This is a genomic window from Pseudomonas sp. SWRI51, from assembly GCF_014268825.1.
Classification (GTDB): domain Bacteria; phylum Pseudomonadota; class Gammaproteobacteria; order Pseudomonadales; family Pseudomonadaceae; genus Aquipseudomonas; species Aquipseudomonas farsensis.
In genome coordinates, this window is the sequence record NZ_JABWRG010000099.1 from 1 (window position 1) to 17,672 (window position 17,672).

Consider the following 17,672-nt stretch of genomic DNA (forward strand, 5'->3'; position numbering starts at 1 on the left):
GAGCAACAGGAACCTGGTCAAGTACAGCGCGGCAGTTTTACCGACGGGGCCAGGGTCCCACGAATGAACCCATCACATCCTTGTTTACGGCACGCGACAACTGGCAGAACTATCAGGTGGATTACACCAAACACGTTAGCGTACGCATTGGCCGTTCGTTGTAACGGCTCTCAATAAGCCTGCTTGCCGGTAAACGCATTCAACGTACGCACCAGAATCACAAAGTCCAACCACAGTGACCAATTGTTGATGTACTCGATATCCGAGTTCACCCGTTGGATCATCTGCGCGATGTCCTTGGTCTCGCCACGGAACCCGCGCACCTGGGCCAGCCCGGTCATCCCCGGCTTGATGTTGTGGCGGGCGAAGTAGTCGACGATATCCTGCGAATACTGCGTATCGTGCTGCAGCGCGTGGGGGCGTGGGCCAACCAGCGACATTTCACCGGTCAGCACATTGAACAACTGCGGCAGTTCATCAAGGCTGGTACGGCGGATGAACGCGCCGATACGGGTCAGGCGCGGGTCGTTCTTCTGCGCCTGCTGAATGACCCCGTTATCCGGCTGGTGCACCTTCATGCTGCGAAACTTCCAGATGCGGAACGACTCACCGGTCCAGCCCATGCGCTCCTGGCGAAAGAACACCGGCCCCGGGCTTTCCAGCTTGATGACCAGCGCCAGTACCAGCAGCACCGGCGAGATGGCCAGCAGAATCAGCGCGGCCAGCACGCGGTCTTCGAGGTTTTTCAGGAACAGGCTCATGCCGGTCAGCGGTGTCTCTGACAACGTCAGCACTGGAATGCCGGCAATCTCGCGCACGCTGTGGTTGATCAGGCGCAGCGAGAAAATGTCTGGTACCCAGTTCACCGCAATGCATTTTTCGAGCAGCTTGAGGTAGACATCGTTGATCACCTCAGAGCCGGCCAGCGGTGTCACCAGGTACACCGTGCGGATGGCATGCTCGGTGACGATGGCGTCAAGGTCTTCGATCTTGCCAAGTACAGGCAACGGCTGCTTGCCATCGGCGGTGGTCACCGCCGGCTGCTCTGCGGCCTGGTCGATCAGCACGCAGCCCACCACCCGCTCGCCCAGCCACGGGTTGTTGCTGATTTTCTGGTAAAGAAAACTGGCAAGCTCGCCGGCGCCGATGATCAGCGCGTTCTCCATGCGGTAGGAATGGGCCATGAAGCGCTTTTGCACTTCGCGCACCACAATGTGCAAAAACAGCTGCACGAAATAGCCAATGACGAACAACTCCGCCACCAGCAGCCGCGAATAGGTTTCACTCTGTTTGGTCAAGAAAGCCATGACCACCAGAAAGCAGAACGTCGCCGACCACGCCTTGAACAGCCGAAACGCCTTGACAGTAAGGCCGACGTTGGTGCGGTAGATCGCGTAATGGTCGTAGATCACCGCCAGCGCGCCGATCAAAAGCAGCAGCATGATCACGTAGTCTGCGGTGAGGTAGCCGATCTGGCTGTAGATCAAGTACCAAGCGACGCCGGTGACCGCAATACCATCCAGGCCTGCCTGGATGGCGTTACTGACGCTGCTTCGGCGCTGAAGCAAGGAGCGGCTGCTGCGGGGTTCGAAAACCATTGTCAGGCCTCATCGATAGGGGCATCACGCCATTCTGGCCCAGGCAAAGCCTGGCGGCAGCGAGCACAGTTACTGCCGCTCGCCGGCCTGATTCTCAGGGTGTCAGAGTGTTTGATATCACTGTAGCAGTACCCTGCCCTTATCGCGGTTTGTAACGTGGGTAAAACACTGTGCGCAGTAAAAACAGCGGGTTGCCGAGCACGTAACGGGTAAACAGGCGCCGCGGTTCCTTGCACAATCGGTACACCCACTCACCGCCAAAGCGGCGCAGCCAGGCCGGTGCGCGGCTGACCTTGCCGCCGAGAAAATCCAGGATGGCCCCACCGCAGACGATCAGGCAGGGCCGCTCGGTGGCGGCAAGGGCTGCGGCCAGCGCTTCCTGCTTGGGCATGCCCATGCCCAGCACGATCAGCTCTGGCTGCAAGCGTTCGGCGAGGGCCAAATAGGTATCAAAGTCGGCAAAGCCATCGTGCACCGACACCGCGTCCACGCCGAATTCTGCCTCGCAGCGAGCAACCGCCAGGCCCAGGTGCGGCTCGCGGGTGCCCCAGAACGCGACACGCCGGCCCTTGAACGCGGCCAACAGGCGCGGAATCAGGTCAGTACCGTTCATGTTCAAACCCGGCTCCCGGCCCAGCCGCCTGAGCAAAATGGCAACCCCGGCGCCGTCGCGCAGCAGCAAATCGGCCGCCGACAGCGCCGAACCATAGCCGGCATCGCCCGCTGCCAGGTTCAATGCATGGGCGTTGACGAAGCCCAGCACCATCGGCGCGCCGGGCCTGGTCAGCGCCTGCAGCACGCGTTGCTCATCCGCTGGCCCCTGGACCAGATGCAGTTTTTCCAGTATCGCCGCCCAGCGGCTTTGCCAGTTTTGCGCATTCATGGCTGGTCATCCCTTTTTGAACGCACCCACTCCACCTGACGGCGGATCAGAAAACCCAAGTACAACGGGATTTTCTTCGCGGCATAGAACGGGGCGTACAACAGCACCGAAAACGCGATCTGGTCGCGAGCGAACCGAGCCCAGGCCAACAGCACCGCAGTCACTAGCAGCAGCAAGGCAAGCGTCGCGATCAATGCCGGCGCCACAACCGCAAACAGCAAAAACCCAAGCCAGCACAAGCTGAAGACGGCTAGCAATGCCAGCGCCAGTAGCGCCAGCGGCGGCACCAGCAAGTCGATGCTCATGGCCAGTAGCGCAACGTTGCCGCGTACCACGGCGCTGGCCACAAGCTTCGGAGCGTCGGCCAGAACGACGCCAAGGTGCCCATGCTCCCAACGCGTACGCTGGCTACGCAATCCTTCGTCACTGCTGGGGAACTGGCTGCTGACCTGTGCTTCGGGGCAGAACAGCGGCGGCTTGCCATGGCGGCAGAAGTCCAGGCCCAGCTTGAGGTCCTCGACCAGGTGCCCGCTGGCAAGCTCAGCCGTGGCCAGGTCGCGCCATAAAAATGCCATGCCAGCGCCCATCAAATGGCACGGCAGGCCCAGCCGCGCCCAGCCCCGTGGGCGCACCAGGTTTTTTACCCGCCAGGCAAACTCGGCCACTTGCACCTTAAGCCCTGCACCCGCCGGCGCCCGCATCAGGTACAGCGCCTGCACTGGCCGCTCGGCAGCGGCGCAGCAACGGGCCAGGCGCTCAATGGCGCCCTCGCCCACCAGGCAGTCCGCGTCGATGATCAGCACCAACTGGGGCGGGTCTGCGGCCAGGTGGCGTACGCCGTGGTCAAGGGCATAGCCTTTGCCGCGTAACAGCTCATCGCGGCGTTCCACCACCTCGGCGCCGGCGGCGCGCGCCAGGGCTGCGGTGTCATCGCTGCAGTTGTCAGCCACCACCAGCAAGCGGTCGCCTTCGCGCAGCTGGCTGCTGATACTGGCCAGGGTCGAGCGGATGACCGCCGCCTCGTCATGCGCGGGCACCAGCACCGCCAAGCGCCCGCGCGGCCCTTGGCTGGCGGGTAATGGGCGCATGGGCAGGCAGGCCAGCAGCACCTGGACGAACAGCACCAACACCGGCAACAGCACCAGCAGCGCTAGCGCGCCCAGCAGCCAGGCGACAGGCGTGGTCATAGCGATGCCTTGAAGTGTTCAGCCAGGCGTGCGGCTTCGGTGTCGATGTCATGACGTTGCAGTACTCGCTCATGGGCCGCCTCACCCATGCGCTGCAACACCTCAACGGGTTGTGCCAGGCAATCGCTGATGGCCTCGGCCAGCGACTCTATGCAGCCGGCTGGGAACAGCCAGCCGTTGCTGCCCTGCTGCACCAGTTCAGGGATGCCCGCAACATAAGTAGTCAATACCGGGCGGCGCAAGGCCATGGCCTCCATGATCACCACCGGCAGGCCCTCGGCGAAACTGGGCAGCACCAAGGCCCGGGCGCCGAGGAGTTCTTCGCGCACCCGTGCGCCGCTGATCCAGCCGGTGATTCGCACCTGCGCTTGCAGCCCGTAGCGCACTACCAGCGCCTCGATGGCCCCGCGCAGCTCGCCATCGCCCGCCAGCACCAGCTCGAACCGCACGCCGCGCTGCGCCAGCAGGTGCGCAGCTTCCAGCAACAGCAACTGGCCTTTCTGCTCGCACAGGCGACCCACGCAGACCAGCCGCGCGACATCGGCCACCGGCTGTGCCGGCACCTCATGGAAACTACGCTCCAGCCCGCAATGCACCACCCGCACCTTGCTCCAGTGCTCATGGTCTACCCAGCGGTACAGCTGGCTACGGCCATAAGCGCTGACCGCCACCACAAACGCTGCACGCCGCACCTTCTCGCCCAGGTGCAGAAACTGCGGTTTATCGAACTCTTCCGGCCCATGCACGGTAAAGCTGTAGCCAGGCCCGCCGAGCGCCTGGGCGAGCATCACCACCTCGGCAGAGTTGGTGCCGAAATGCGCATGCACATGCTCGCACCCTGCTGCCTGCAACCACTGCAACAAGCGGCAGGCTTCGGCCAGGTAAACCAGGTGGTACGGCCACCCTCGGTCGGCCCTGCGCCCCACCCGCAGGGCCAGGCGCAGCGCCGTGAAGAAGCGGCCGGGCGCGGCGCGCAGCACCTCGAAGGTCGGGCGCAGCAAGCCCTTGATGCCGTCCTGCAGCACATACCGGGTGTTGCCACGTTCGCTGTGGTCCTCAGCGTCCTGCAGCTCGGCGTCCCAGCCGCGCAGGGCAAAACGCTCGACCACAATGCCCTGGCGCTCCAACGCCAGGATTTCGCGGCGGATGAAACTGTGGCTGACCTTGGGGTATTGATTGATGAAATAAGCGATGCGCATAAGCCCCCGAAACCCTGGTTGCAATGATTATTCAGTGGCCGCCTTGCAGGCTTACGTTCGCCGCCTGCGCATCGGGCAAGGGGCTTTGCTGCACACTGGCAGCCCCCGGCAGCGCGGCTTGCAGGCGGGCGAACAGCTCATCGAGCAAGGCCTGCCGGCGGCGGTACATGGCACGTTTTTTTGCGGCGATATCCTCGGCAGCGCGCGTGCTAGCGGCTATCGGCAGGCTGTAGAAGTCGGGGCGAGACGACGCGGTTGCGCCGTTCTCTTGCCAGATCACATCGTAATTGGCGCCCAGGTCCAGCGCCTTCTCCCGCCCAAAATACGGGTGGCGGTGATGCCGGTACTCGTCGCCCACCACGAATATCTGCTCAACCCCGAGGTGGCGAGCCATGCACTTGAGGGCCTCGATCAGCAGGCTGCGTGGCCGCAGGCCTTCGAAGTCCTTGGTCAGCTCGCGGTAGATATTCAACGACGTCTCGCTGTCGATGCCTTTGTGAATCCCCTGCACCGCCCCAACGAACAGGCACAGGCCCGCATCGAGCTGGCGCAAGGTGAATGCCAGCGAGGCGACCCGCAGCTCGCCCTGAAACAGGTTGAGCACAAGCTCCCCTTCGCGCTTGAACCAGATCGCCCGGTCAAGCACCAACGAACTGCCAGCGCACAGGTCGCCAAGGTCACACAGCACCAGGCGCTCATCGCGGCCCAGCAGCAACAACTGGGGGAAGCGCTGGGCAACGGCTTCATAGTGCGAGGCCACTGCTTCCAGACGTTCCGGGGCCTCCCAGCAGCGGCTGATGTAGGGCCAGTGCACAACGCCGATGCAATCCACCCCCAGGCGCTCGAAACCCTGCTCGCCCAATGCCGCGGTCATGCGCTGCAGAAAGGGCCGCAGCGCGGGCCACTGCCGGGCGATGTGCTGCGCCAGGCGCAGGCGGCCCTTGAGCGCGCGCAGCGAAAGCCCAGGTTGCAGGGTGAGCACGCTCTTGACGATCGGTTTAACCCACATAGGTCTCTCACTTGTATTCGATCAGCGTCGATTGGCCGGCACGTAGCCGCTGCCACCAGAACTTTAGCTGCCCAAGCATTTCTGGGAATTTGCCCAGCACCAGAAACAGCGCCTGCAAGGTATTTTCCCGTAGCGAGCGCGCCCCTCGCCGGGCCAGACGCAGCACTTGCAGCGGGTACACCAGAGCCAGCAACAGCGCCCACGGCCCAAGGGCCGCGCAGGCCAGCACTATCAGTAGCGGAATACCTAACCCCCATAGCCAGGCCCGGCGCGATTCCCGCAGCCAGTGGCGCTCGGGCGGCGCACCATGCAAAAAGACCCCTTCGGCGTAGGCATGGCCGGCGCGCAGGCTACGCCGCCACCACTGCCCGAAGCGGGTCATGGCGGCGTCGTGCAGGGTCATTTCTTCGCCCAGGCGCCAGACTTTCCAGCCCGCAGCGCGCAGGCGCACGCACAGCTCGGGCTCTTCGCCGGCAATCAGCCCGGCGCGGTAGCCGCCCACGGCGCTGAACGCCTCGGCGCGCATCAGCGCATCGCCGCCACAGGCGCGCGCCTCGCCGGTTGGGGTGTCCCACTCAAGGTCGCACAGCAGGTTGTAGATAGATGCCTGTGGGAAACGCTCACGGCGCCGGCCGCACACCACCGCCACCTGCGGGTGGGCCAGCAGAAACGTCTGGGCGCTGAGCAGCCAGCCGGGGACCACTTCGCAATCGCCATCGACAAATTGCACCCAGCGCAGCCCCGGCAATACCATTTGCAAGCGGGCAAAGCCTTCGTTGCGGGCGCGGGCAGCGGTGAACGACTGGGCCATGTCCAGTGCCAGCACCTCAGCCCCCAGCGCTGCCGCACGCTGCGCCGAGCCATCGCTGGAGCCGGAATCGACATACACCACCTGCTCGGCGCTGCCGATCAGCGAGGCCAAGCAGCGCTCAAGGCGCGCACCCTCGTTGCGGCCGATCACCACCACCCCGATGCCGTTGGCCATGGCCTAGACCACCGCTTCGCGGGGCTTGAGTGCCTTGACCACCGCAGGCACGCCCACTGCCATACAGTTGTCCGGCACATCCACCAGCACCACGGCGTTGGCACCGATCACCACGTTGTCGCCGATGCGGATGTTGCCGAGGATCTTGGCCCCGGTGCCGATATCGACATTGTTGCCAAACACCGGTGCACAGGGATCACTGACGTTCTTCAGGCCCACCACCACACCGTTGCGAATGCGGCAGTCGTCGCCAAACCGGGCATAGCCGCTGACGATGATGCCGCCAAAGTGGTCGATGACGAAGTTGCGGCCGATCTGCGCCTCGCAAGGCAGCTCGACCCCGGTCAATATCTGCACCAGTTTGAACAGCACCTTGTAGACCAGCGACAGCAGCTTGCGCAGCAACGCCGGGCGCACGCCATAACGCCAGCGGCCAAAGCGGTAAACCAGCAGCACCCAGAAGCCTTGGGCGCCCCAATCGCCACCATGGGCACGCAAGTCAGCGCGAACGTTGTCGAACATGGTGTTCACCTAGCGTGTGGGTTGGCTTGCAAAACGGGTGGCAAACAACAGCCCCCAGGTCGCTCTGGTATGCCGCCAGCAGGCCTGGACAGCCGGCCAGCCACGGCGCTTGAGCAATGCCTTGAGCGCCAGTACGGCATCGCCAAGGCTGACCAGCAACATGTGCAGGGCCAGCCCCGACACGCCATGGTGCTTGCGAAAGTACAGCAGCTCGCTTTCGATCTGGTACGCCGAGATCTGCCGGCTGGCGGCTTCGAGTTCGGCCACGGACTTGGAGCTTTCACCGCCGATATGCACAACAGTGGTGTGCGGGTAGAACACCACTTTCCAGCCGGCGGCCTTGACCCGCTTGCAGTGGTCGACCTCCTCGTAATAAAGGAAGTAGCGCGGGTCGAACAACCCCACCTGTTCGAGCACTTCGCGGCGCACCAGGTAGAAACACCCCGGCAGCCAGTCACATTCGCGCACCGAGGCGTGGTCCCAGTCCATGTCATCGACCATTTTCAGCCCTGGCATGAAACGCCCAAGCCCGGTACGGCTGGCAAACACGTTGAGCGGCGTTGGGAAGTAGCGGCACGATGGCTGCAAGTCGCCGTCACGCCCCTCCAGGCGCACGCCCAGCACTCCGCAGTCGGGGTGGGTATCCATGTAGTCGAGGGTCTTGGCCAGGCTATCGGGGGCGACGAATGCATCGGTATTGAGCAACAAGGCATAGCGCCCGCGCAGATGGTCGAGCAACTGGTTGTTGGCGCGGCCAAAGCCAACATTGCGGGTGTTGCTAAGCAGCATCGCCTCGGGGCATACCTGGGCCAGGCGCGCCAGCGAATCGTCGGCTGAGGCGTTGTCCACTACCAAGTAACTTGCCAGCGCTTCACTGCCGGCGCGGCGCAAGGCGTCGAACATCGGCTGCAGCAGGGCCGCCGTGTTGAAGTTGACCACCATCACATCGACGGGTTTGTCAGTCATTGCCCGCGTCCCCGAAGAAGTATTCCTGCCGGCGCCGGGCCAGCACCGGTTCGAGCAGTGGGTCAAATGAGCCGTTGCGCTGTTCCAGCAGGTCGTTCCATGGGTAACTGGCGCAGCGTGCCTCGACCCGTGCCACCAGCTCATCGGTGGTGCAGATGAACTTGGCCGGGTTGCCACCGACTACGGTGCCGGGCAGTACGTCCTTGGTCACCACGGCCCCAGCAGCGACAATCGCGTTGGGCCCGATGGTCACCCGTGGCATGACAATGGCGCCGTGGCCAATGAACGAGTTGTCGCGCACATCGATAAAACCCACCGAATCCAGGTGCTTGCCATACGACAGTTCGATCAGCGCGACCACGCCGTCGTGGCCGATCAGCGTGCAATCAGACAAGCCGACGTTGGTGCCGATACGGGTCAAAGCCGGGTCGGTGACATTGCAGCCGGTGTTCATGTGGAAGTTCGAGCCCACCGAGTAAAACCTGCCCCAGCGCGCCTGGTACTCGCCCCAGGCACGCGGCGTGGGGTTGCAGAAGCGCTTGAAGCTCGGGCCGCAACGCCCGGTTGCCAGGGCGTAATCGCCCAGTGTCTTGCGTATCCATCCAAACATACGGCTAGCCTCGTACGGTCGTTGACTGTCCCTGAGGCGAGTCTGGTCGGGTATTCCTGAACGTGACCACATCGCACTCAATCCCTGGTTGCATCCCATTGCCCTGTCAGGCAGTCGTTGCCTTCATCTGCTGGTTGAGGTGGTCGGCCAGGCGCAGCGCGAACTGCAGCAGCGGCATGGTCGGGTTGGCGGCGCCCCCGGTGGCGAAGATGCTGCTGCCGGCGATATGCAGGTTGGCGGTGCCGAACACCTTGCACTGTTCATCCACCACGCCATGCTCGGGGCTGGCCGCCATGCGTGTGGTGCCCATGTGGTGGGCGTGTGGTTCGAGCTTGAGTGGCTGTTCGGTGTCGTACACGAACGGGTTCAGCTTGACGAAGCCAAGGTCGGCCTCGGCAAACTGTTTGGCAAGCTCGGTGCCGATGCACTTGATGGTATGGCGGTCGGCATCGCTCAACGCCCAGTGCATGTTCAAGGTGGCAACCCCCAGCGCGTCCTTTTGCTCGTGCAGCGTGAGCCGGCTGTCGCGGTTTGGGAATTGCTCGATCAGGGTGCTCAGCAGGCCGTCGCCTGGGCAACTGAAGCTTGCAATGAAGTCGATCTTGCTGGCCATGCCGGTATCGCAGGCCAGGTTCTCCAGAAAGCGCTTGACCTCGGCGGTGCGGCCGTAGGCTTGTACGGCATCAAGCACCGTGGCGGTGACGTTGCCTTTACCAGACTGGTACTCGCTGACGAAGGCGTCGCTGGTGTAGTACTGGCGGGTGGTGGTGCTCTCGCCGCTCTTGAGGATGAACGTGCCCATCTCGACGTTCATGTGGTCCATGAAGCAGCGCCCCACCATGCCATCTCCGGTGACCACGCCGGCTGCGCGCAGCGATGCGCTGTTGAGCAATTGCCGGGCGTTTTCCAGGGCACCCATGGCCAGGATGAACTGCTTGGCCTGCACCCGTTCACGGTGCAGGTCGTAGTCGGACACGACCGCCGCCGTTACCCGCCCGCTGCCTTGGTCGAACTCAAGGTCGACGCAATTGCAGTTGATGAACACATCCAGGCCGGGGGTGTCTTCAAGCGCCTTGGCGTACTTCTGTGCAAAGCGCGTCGGCGTGCTGAGCAGAAAGCGGTCGGCATCGAACTCGCCGCCATCGAGCCCTGGGTTGATGGCCTTGAAATCTTCGCCCTCGGGCAGGTCGACGATGGCCCGGGCCTGTGGCAGGTAGCGCTCGATGTCGGCGTAGCTGATCGGCCAGCCAGGCAGGCCAACGGGCGGTTTTGCGGTAAAGTCGGAGGCATCGAACGGCCGGCAGCGCCCGGCCCAGTGGTTGGAGGTGCCACCCAGAAAGCGCAGCCGGGTTTCGCCTGCGTACATCTCAAGGCCACTGGAGGTGCAGTGGTAAAGCGCCTGGGAGTGCGCGGAATATTCCCGCCCGCCGCCCTCGGCGAGCAGTACCCGCCAGCCCGCCTCGGCCAGGCGCAGCGCCAAGGTGATGCCGGCCGGGCCAGCACCCAGAATGCAGAAATCATATGACCCGCCAAGCGTCTTTTGGCTCTGGTAGTCCTTGATCATGGCTGGTTGTCCCGCAGGTAGCGCGATGGCAGCACCCAGCCGTTGACCACCACAAAGCCACCCTTGCCTTGGGCGCCCTTGCGTTCGCCTTCACCGGCTTGCGCAGCGCCCACGCTTGCGCCAAACAGCCAGGCGCCAGCGCCCAGCAACACGGTGGTGCGCATGAACAGCCTGCGCCCCGATAGCCCGGAACAATACTGAAGTTTGCCCATGATCCCGGCCCCATACCTAATGATCGTCACTCTGCGGTGGCGCTGTACCGCGCCGACCGCTGCCCCCGAAAAAACGCGTGTTTCACAGCCAGTTGAACAAATGTGTCAGCAACATCCCGCACAGCGCGCCAGCGCCGAGCATCGGCAGCACCATCAACTCGCGCTTGAGGCTGAACATGCCCAGTTTGCGGTTGACGTAGACCACCAGCGCCAAGGTCGGGAAGGTGTGCAGCGCGACGCCCCAGATCGCCCACTGCGTACCGCCCACGGCCAGCAACAGCGGCAGCGCTGTCCATAGCGTCAGCACGCGGATGATGTTGTCCGCTGCCTGATACTTGGTCAGGCCCAGCGCCAGCCATAACTGGTTGGCCAAGGCGTAGCGCAGGGTAAAGAACGACAACGAGAGGATGGCCAGCATGTCGCCGGCGCCCGCATAGCGGTGGTCGTACATCCAGCCGATGAGCAGCGGGCTGGCGGTGAGGAAACCGCCGCAGGCAAACAACATGACCAGGTCGACCAGCAGCCGAAACCGGTAATACAGGCGTTTGAGGCGTTCGTTGTCACCTGACCGGGCGGCCTCGCTGAACGAGGGCAGCGCCACCGCACCGACCACCTTCAGCAGGCCGGTCTGGATCGAGCCCAGAATCAGCACGGCAATGGAGTACACGCCAAGCTCGGCCACGGTCATGCTGGCGCCGAACCAGATGCGGTCGCCGTACATGGCCAGCACCCCCACCATCGACGACAGCAGGATCCAGCGCCCGTAGCTGACCAATTCGGCAAGGGCGCTGCGGTCCCACTGCAAGCGGTTGGCCGGGCCATGCATGGCAACGTGGCCAAGTACCGTGGTGGTGAGCGCCGCAACCAGCCCTGCGGCGACCAGCGACCAGATTGAACGGGTGTAATAGCCAATAACCAGCATTACCACCAGCCCGATCAATTGCGAGGCCAGGTCGATCAGCACCACGCGTTTCTGCTGCAGGGTGCGCACGGCGATGTCCATCTTGGTCGATTGCAGGCCGTAGATAATCGCCGAAACCCCGGTCACCGCCAGTACCAGTGGCAACTGCGGGTCGGCATAGGTGGAGCCTACCGGCCACAGGTTGGCCTGTTGGCTGAACCAGGAGCCAAGTGCCAGCAACAGGGTCAGCCCGAACAAGGCAAAGCCGCGCAGAATCTGCACGGTCCATGCGGTATTGAGAAACAGCGGGTCTTCACCGCGCTGGCTTTGGATGATGTTCTGCCGCAGGCCCACATCGGACAACAGGTGCAGCAGCACCGAGACGGTGGTGGCAATGACCATGATGCCGAACATTTCCGGCACCAGAATACGCGCGATGATGAGGTTGCCGCCCAGGCGCATGACCTGCGAAGCCAGCAACGACACCACGTTCCAGGCCCCCGCCCACATGGCACGTCGACGCAGGCTTCCTGCTGCTGGCACATCAATCGACGGCATGGACTGGATCTCTGACTGAAATGGCTAAAGTCACTATAGTTTCAATCAGCCATGACGCTAGTGGCCCTTTCCCATATCGCCAACACGGCGCGTGGGAACGGGCTTGCGCAGCCTCTGCGGCCCTACCCGCCCACCTGCAAAAGGTACCCGTTATCCATGCCCGAACATCTGCGAGCATTGGTCGTCATTCTGTTCTTGGCCTGCGTGGTGTTTCTGCTGGCGCGGCGGGCGGCTACCGACCTGATCCCCGAAGCGGACTTCAAGCGCCGGCGCAATTTATGGTTTGCGCTGACCCTGCTGGCGTTTTTCTCATTCAGCTATTGGGTATATGTGGCCACCGCCGCCGTGCTGCTGACCTTTGCCGGCAAGCGTGAGCGCAACCCCATGGCGCTGTTCTACATGCTGCTGTTCGTGATTCCGCCGGCTTCGGTGCAGATTCCGGGCTTTGGCGTGATCAACTACGTGCTCGACCTCAACCATATTCGCCTGCTGGCGCTGTGCGTGCTGCTGCCCGCCTCGCTGGCGCTGGGCCGGCGCAGTGACACCCTGCCCTTCGGCCGCACCTGGCCAGACCGCCTGCTGCTGGCGGGCATTGTGCTGATGAGCGTGCTGTACCTGCGCGAAACCACCCTCACCGACACCTTGCGCCAGGCGTTCTACCTGTATGTCGACGTGTTCCTGCCCTACTACGTGGCCAGCCGTGGCGTGCGCGAGCTGAGTGACTTCAAGGACGCCATGCTGGCGTTCGTGCTGGCGGCATTCTTGCTGTCGCTGATCGCCGTGGCTGAATACGTGCGGCACTGGCTGCTTTACAGCGCGCTGATGGAAGCCATGGGCGTGCAATGGAGCATGACCGGCTACCTGTCGCGCGGCGGCTCGCTGCGGGCCAGCGCCACCACCGGCCAAGCCATCGCCCTGGGCTTTGTGATCGCCGTGGCGATTGGCATGTACCTGTTTTTGCAAAGTTACGTGCGCAGCCGCCTGCAACGGCTGCTGGGCGCGCTGCTGCTGGGCGCCGGGTTGTTCGCGCCGCTCTCGCGTGGGCCATGGATCGGCGCCGGGGTGATCATTGCCGCGTTCATCGCCACCGGGCGCAATGCGGTCAAGCGCCTGACCATGCTGGCGCTGGCCGGCGTGCTGGCGATTCCGCTGCTGACCGTGGTGCCTGGAGGCGAAAAGGTGCTCAACCTGCTGCCTTTCATTGGCACCATCGAGAACGAGAACATCACCTACCGCGAACGGCTGATCGACAACTCGTGGATCGTCATTCAGCGCAACCCGCTGTTTGGCTCGTTCGACTTCCGCAGTACCCCGGAAATGCAGGCGATGATCCAGGGCGATGGCATCATCGACATCGTCAACACCTATATCAGCCTGGCCTTGCGCGTGGGCCTGGTAGGGCTGGCGCTATTCGTGGCGTTCTTTGCAAGCGTGCTGCTGGGCATACGCAAGGCGATGCGCGCCTTCCCCGACAAGGACCACGAAGAGCGCCTGCTGGGCCGGGCGCTGCTGGCGACACTGCTGGGCATCCTGGTGATCATCTTCACCGTCAGCAGCATCACGGTGATCCCTATCGTCTATTGGTCGGTTGGCGGGCTTGGGGTGGCGTACATCCAGCGTGTGCGGCAATTGCGCCTGGCCGAACCCGACCCACTCACCCTCAACCGCCTCCAGGCCAGGTAACCCGCCATGAATCGATGCGTACTGCGCGCCTGGTCGCTGCTTGCCGTACTGCTGCTGCCGTCGCTGGCGCAGGCCTCGCAATGGACGGTGCAAGTTGAGCAAACCACTGGCCTGCCAACCATCACCCACGGTGGCGGCCCGGCAATGATCAGCCAGTTCGATTTCTGGGCCGAAGACTGGCGCTGGACCGGGTTTTATTCGGCGTTCAAGGTCGAAGGCCCATGGCGCTACAGCTTGCTGGGCAAAAACAAGGACCTGGACTTCGACCTCAAGGCCGATATCGGCAAGGCCGATGAGCAGACCCTGAGCTGGGTCTTCGACCTTGATGCGCACAGCCGCAAGTCCGGTGTCAAAGGCGGCGGGCTGCGCTTTCAGTTCGATCCGGCGCTGGTGGCCGGCGAGATGGGCGAGCCGCAACTGCTGCCAGGCAACCGCGGCTGGGCCTGGGGCAACGCCAGCCGGCGCATCGAAATGCGCTTCGATCCGGCGCTGGCCAAGTTCTATGTGGAGCCCGGCAGCGCCCGCGAACTGCGCGGGTTCTTTTACGACAACCCGATCGTGCCGGGCCGCCAGCAGATCAAGGCAACCTTGACCATTAGTGGCGATATTGCCCTGGCGCCGACACCGACCGAGCGTTTCGGCCTGAACGACCCGGCCACTTGGCCGGACGACCAGCTCGACTGGCGCACGTCGCCGGTGGACCTGGCGTTTTTGAACGCTGCCGAAAAGCCTGCGGGCAAGCGCGGCTTCGTCAAAGCGGTGGGTGAGCGGCTGCAGTTCGCCGACGGCACCCCGGTGCGCTTCTGGGGCACCAATATTTCGGCCTACGCGCTGTTCAAAAGCCCGGACGAGGCCATCAAGGAGCAGGCCCGGCGCTTGTCGGCGCTGGGTTTCAACCTGGTGCGCCTGCATCACCATGACTCGCCCTGGGTCAGCCCGAACATATTCGGCGACATCACTCGCTTGCAAGATACCCAGCAGATTGACGCAGAATCCCAGCGCAAGATCGACCTGTGGATCAAAAGCCTCAAGGATGAAGGTATCTACGTGTGGCTCGATCTGCATGTGCAGCGCCCACTGACCGCCGCAGACAACATCGACGACTTCAATGAGTTGGCCAAGGGCGAGCGGGCCATCGACCTCAAGGGCTATGCCTACGTCAACACCAGCATTCAGCAGGCCATGAAGCGTTTTGCCGAGCAGTACCTGACCCACGTCAACCGCTATACCGGCCTGGCCTACAAGGACGACCCGGCAGTGGCGGCAATTCTGCTGACCAACGAAAACGACGTCACCCAGCACTACGGCAACGCCTTGCTCAAGGACAAGGGCGTGCCTGCGCACAGCAAACGCTACATGGAAAAGGCCGAGGCCTTCGCCAAGGCTCATGACCTGCCCGCCGACCTGACTTGGCGGGCCTGGGAGCACGGGCCGTCGAAGCTGTTCCTCAATGACCTGGAGCATAATTTCGACCTCGACCTGATCCAGGCTCTGCGCGAGCTTGGCGTCAAGGTGCCGATCGCCACCACCAGCACTTGGGGCGGTAACGGCCTGAGCGCGTTGCCGGCGCTGACCACAGGTGACGTTATAGACGCCCACGCGTATGGCGGCACCGGCCAGCTGGAGCGCAACCCGCTGACCAGCGACGGCATGCTCAACTGGTTGGCCGCAGCGCAGGTGGTCGGGCTGCCGATGACCGTCACCGAGTGGAACGCCGAGCCCTTCCCCACCCCTGACAGACACTCGTTGCCGCTTTACGTAGCGGCCACCGCCGGCCACCAAGGCTGGGCGGCGATCATGCAGTATGCCTACAGCCAACAAGCATTCAGTGGCTGGAGCACGGCGGACAATTGGCATGCCTACAACGACCCGGCCATGCTCGCCACCCTGCCCGCTGCTGCCCTGCTGTACCGGCGCGCCGATGTGCGCGAGGCGAGCACACGCTATGTGTTCGCGCCCAGCGCCAAAACCCTGTTCGAGCGTGCCATCACGCCGGCCAACTCAGTGCTGTTGCGCACCGCCATGACCCAAGGCCGGTTGCAGATAGCGATGCCGCAAACGCCGGAGCTTGCGTGGCTCAAGCCTTCGCAGATAGCCGGCGATGCCAAGGTACTGACCGACCCCGACCAGTCCCTGCTGCCCACCGATGCGGTCGAGGCAACCAGCGACACCGGTGAACTGCGGCGCAATTGGCAACAGGGCCTGTACACCATCGACACGCCGTTGACCCAGGCCGCCACCGGCTGGCTGGGCGGGCGCACGGTGGATCTGGCGGCTATCCAAGTGCAGGCCACCACGCCCTACGCCAGCGTGGTGGTGCAGAGCCTGGATGGCAAGCCGTTGGGCCAGGCGCGGCGGCTATTAATTTCGCTGGGCACCCGCGCGGTGCCCAAGGCCGATGACAAGATCCCGTTCAACGTAGAGCCCTTCACTGGCACCTTGCGCATCCAGGCGCCGCAAGGGCTGAAGCTGACCAGCCGTAACGCCGCCGGGCAGCCTCGCGAGCTTGCCACACGTTACAGCGACGGCCACTACCTGATCCAGTTCGACCCACAGATGATGGCCAATTGGCTGTCTTTGCAATAGCCATCTAGAGTCTCAGTGGGCCTGCCTGGCAGGCCTGCAATCCCGGCTACTCAGGGGGCGTATGCACAGGCAGCAGGTTCCAGGAGGACGGGATGAAGTATCTGGTCGTCGGTGGTGCGGGCTACATTGGCTCGCACATGGTCAAGCATCTGCAGGACGCGCAGCACCAAGTGGTGGTGGCCGACATCGCCCCTCCCCGGCCCGGTATTGAATGGGTGCCACTCGATATCGCCGATGCCCGGGCCTTGGACGGGCTGTTCGCCGAGCAGCGTTTCGATGCGGTGTTCCACTTTGCCTCGCACATTCAGGTGGGCGAGTCGGTCAGTGATCCGGCCAAGTATTACCAGAACAACGTCACTGCCACGCTGACCTTGCTGCAGGCGATGCTACGCGCAGGCATTGGCCACCTGGTGTTTTCGTCCAGCGCTGCGGTGTACGGCGACCCGCATTACATCCCCATCGACGAGGCCCACACCAAGGCGCCGATCAACCCTTACGGGCGCAGCAAATGGATGGTCGAACAGGTGCTGCAGGACTATGACCGCGCCTACGGGCTCAAGTCGGTATGCCTGCGCTACTTCAATGCCGCTGGGGCGGACCCGGGTGGCTTGCTGGGTGAATGCCATGAGCCGGAGACGCATCTGATTCCGCTAATCTTGCAGGCAGCCAGTGGGCGTCGGGCGGCGATTACGGTGTTTGGGCGCGATTACGACACGCCCGACGGGACCTGCATTCGCGACTATGTGCACGTGGCGGACCTGGCTTCGGCGCATGGGCTGGCGGTGGACTACCTGCTGGCTGGGGGCGCTAGCTGTGCGTTCAATCTGGGGAATGGGTTAGGGTTCTCAGTGCAGCAGGTGATCGATGCGGCGCGGCAGGTGACCGAGCGCGAGTTTTGCGTTCAGGAGGCGCGCAGGCGCGAGGGCGACCCGCCCCGTTTGGTAGCGGATGCCACGCAGGCCCGGGCGGTGCTGGGGTGGGAGCCCCAGTATGCGAGGTTGGAGCAGATTATTCGGCATGCCTGGGAGTGGGAGTTGAAGTATCCCTGGAAAACATAGCGGCGATGCGTTCGGGGCACAGCTATGTGCAGGCCTGTTTCGGCCTCATCGCAGGCTGTCGCCAGCTCCCACGCGGGCCGTGCTCAACCGCAACATTGCTGGTTGGACCCAATCCTGTGGGAAATGATAGAGAGTCGTGGCGAGCGGGCTT

The 17,672-nt window shown here is 63.5% G+C and carries 15 protein-coding genes; 3 read left to right on the top strand and 12 right to left on the bottom strand.

Annotated features, from left to right (window positions below; translation table 11 throughout):
- Positions 1-170: 170 nt before the first annotated feature.
- From HU720_RS20590 to HU720_RS20645, 12 genes are all read right to left on the bottom strand, one after another.
- Complete coding sequence (locus HU720_RS20590; RefSeq protein ID WP_186522387.1) at positions 171-1,598, bottom strand: undecaprenyl-phosphate glucose phosphotransferase; 1,428 nt, start codon at positions 1,596-1,598, stop codon at positions 171-173.
- Positions 1,599-1,737: 139 nt separating this feature from the next.
- On the bottom strand, positions 1,738-2,481 hold the full coding sequence (locus HU720_RS20595; protein WP_186522389.1) for a WecB/TagA/CpsF family glycosyltransferase: 744 nt from the start codon (positions 2,479-2,481) through the stop codon (positions 1,738-1,740).
- Positions 2,478-3,668, bottom strand: coding sequence for a glycosyltransferase family 2 protein (locus HU720_RS20600; protein ID WP_186522397.1), 1,191 nt, complete (start codon positions 3,666-3,668; stop codon positions 2,478-2,480). Before HU720_RS20600 ends, HU720_RS20595 begins: the two co-directional genes overlap by 4 nt.
- On the bottom strand, positions 3,665-4,867 hold the full coding sequence (locus HU720_RS20605) for a glycosyltransferase family 4 protein (RefSeq protein WP_186522399.1): 1,203 nt from the start codon (positions 4,865-4,867) through the stop codon (positions 3,665-3,667). Before HU720_RS20605 ends, HU720_RS20600 begins: the two co-directional genes overlap by 4 nt.
- Before the next feature lie 31 nt (positions 4,868-4,898).
- The gene (locus HU720_RS20610) at positions 4,899-5,876 is read right to left on the bottom strand and encodes a DUF535 family protein (RefSeq protein WP_186522404.1); all 978 of its coding nucleotides are present in this window, start codon (positions 5,874-5,876) and stop codon (positions 4,899-4,901) included.
- A gap of 7 nt (positions 5,877-5,883) precedes the next feature.
- Positions 5,884-6,861: a glycosyltransferase gene (locus tag HU720_RS20615; RefSeq protein WP_186522406.1), complete on the bottom strand. Its 978-nt coding sequence runs from the start codon at positions 6,859-6,861 to the stop codon at positions 5,884-5,886.
- Between the two features lie 3 nt (positions 6,862-6,864).
- Complete coding sequence (locus HU720_RS20620; RefSeq protein ID WP_186522408.1) at positions 6,865-7,383, bottom strand: serine acetyltransferase; 519 nt, start codon at positions 7,381-7,383, stop codon at positions 6,865-6,867.
- Positions 7,384-7,392: 9 nt separating this feature from the next.
- Positions 7,393-8,349, bottom strand: a complete 957-nt coding sequence (locus HU720_RS20625) for a glycosyltransferase family 2 protein (RefSeq protein ID WP_186522410.1) — start codon at positions 8,347-8,349, stop codon at positions 7,393-7,395.
- On the bottom strand, positions 8,342-8,959 hold the full coding sequence (locus HU720_RS20630; protein ID WP_186522411.1) for an acyltransferase: 618 nt from the start codon (positions 8,957-8,959) through the stop codon (positions 8,342-8,344). Before HU720_RS20630 ends, HU720_RS20625 begins: the two co-directional genes overlap by 8 nt.
- Positions 8,960-9,065: 106 nt before the next feature.
- The gene (locus HU720_RS20635; protein WP_186522412.1) at positions 9,066-10,523 is read right to left on the bottom strand and encodes a GMC family oxidoreductase; all 1,458 of its coding nucleotides are present in this window, start codon (positions 10,521-10,523) and stop codon (positions 9,066-9,068) included.
- A complete protein-coding gene (locus HU720_RS20640; protein WP_186522413.1) occupies positions 10,520-10,735 on the bottom strand; it encodes a hypothetical protein in 216 nt (71 codons plus the stop codon). Before HU720_RS20640 ends, HU720_RS20635 begins: the two co-directional genes overlap by 4 nt.
- Before the next feature lie 82 nt (positions 10,736-10,817).
- Entirely contained in the window at positions 10,818-12,194 is a 1,377-nt protein-coding gene (locus HU720_RS20645) for an oligosaccharide flippase family protein (protein WP_186522414.1), read from the bottom strand.
- Positions 12,195-12,350: 156 nt separating this feature from the next.
- On the opposite strand from HU720_RS20645, the gene HU720_RS20650 reads away from it, so the two are divergent.
- The 3 genes from HU720_RS20650 to galE all read left to right on the top strand — a co-directional run bounded on the left by HU720_RS20650 (position 12,351) and on the right by galE (position 17,521).
- Positions 12,351-13,877, top strand: coding sequence for an O-antigen ligase family protein (locus tag HU720_RS20650; RefSeq protein WP_186522415.1), 1,527 nt, complete (start codon positions 12,351-12,353; stop codon positions 13,875-13,877).
- A gap of 6 nt (positions 13,878-13,883) precedes the next feature.
- Positions 13,884-16,463, top strand: a complete 2,580-nt coding sequence (locus HU720_RS20655; RefSeq protein WP_186522416.1) for a cellulase family glycosylhydrolase — start codon at positions 13,884-13,886, stop codon at positions 16,461-16,463.
- Positions 16,464-16,555: 92 nt separating this feature from the next.
- A complete protein-coding gene (galE, locus tag HU720_RS20660) occupies positions 16,556-17,521 on the top strand; it encodes a UDP-glucose 4-epimerase GalE (protein ID WP_186522418.1) in 966 nt (321 codons plus the stop codon).
- Positions 17,522-17,672: the final 151 nt, after the last annotated feature.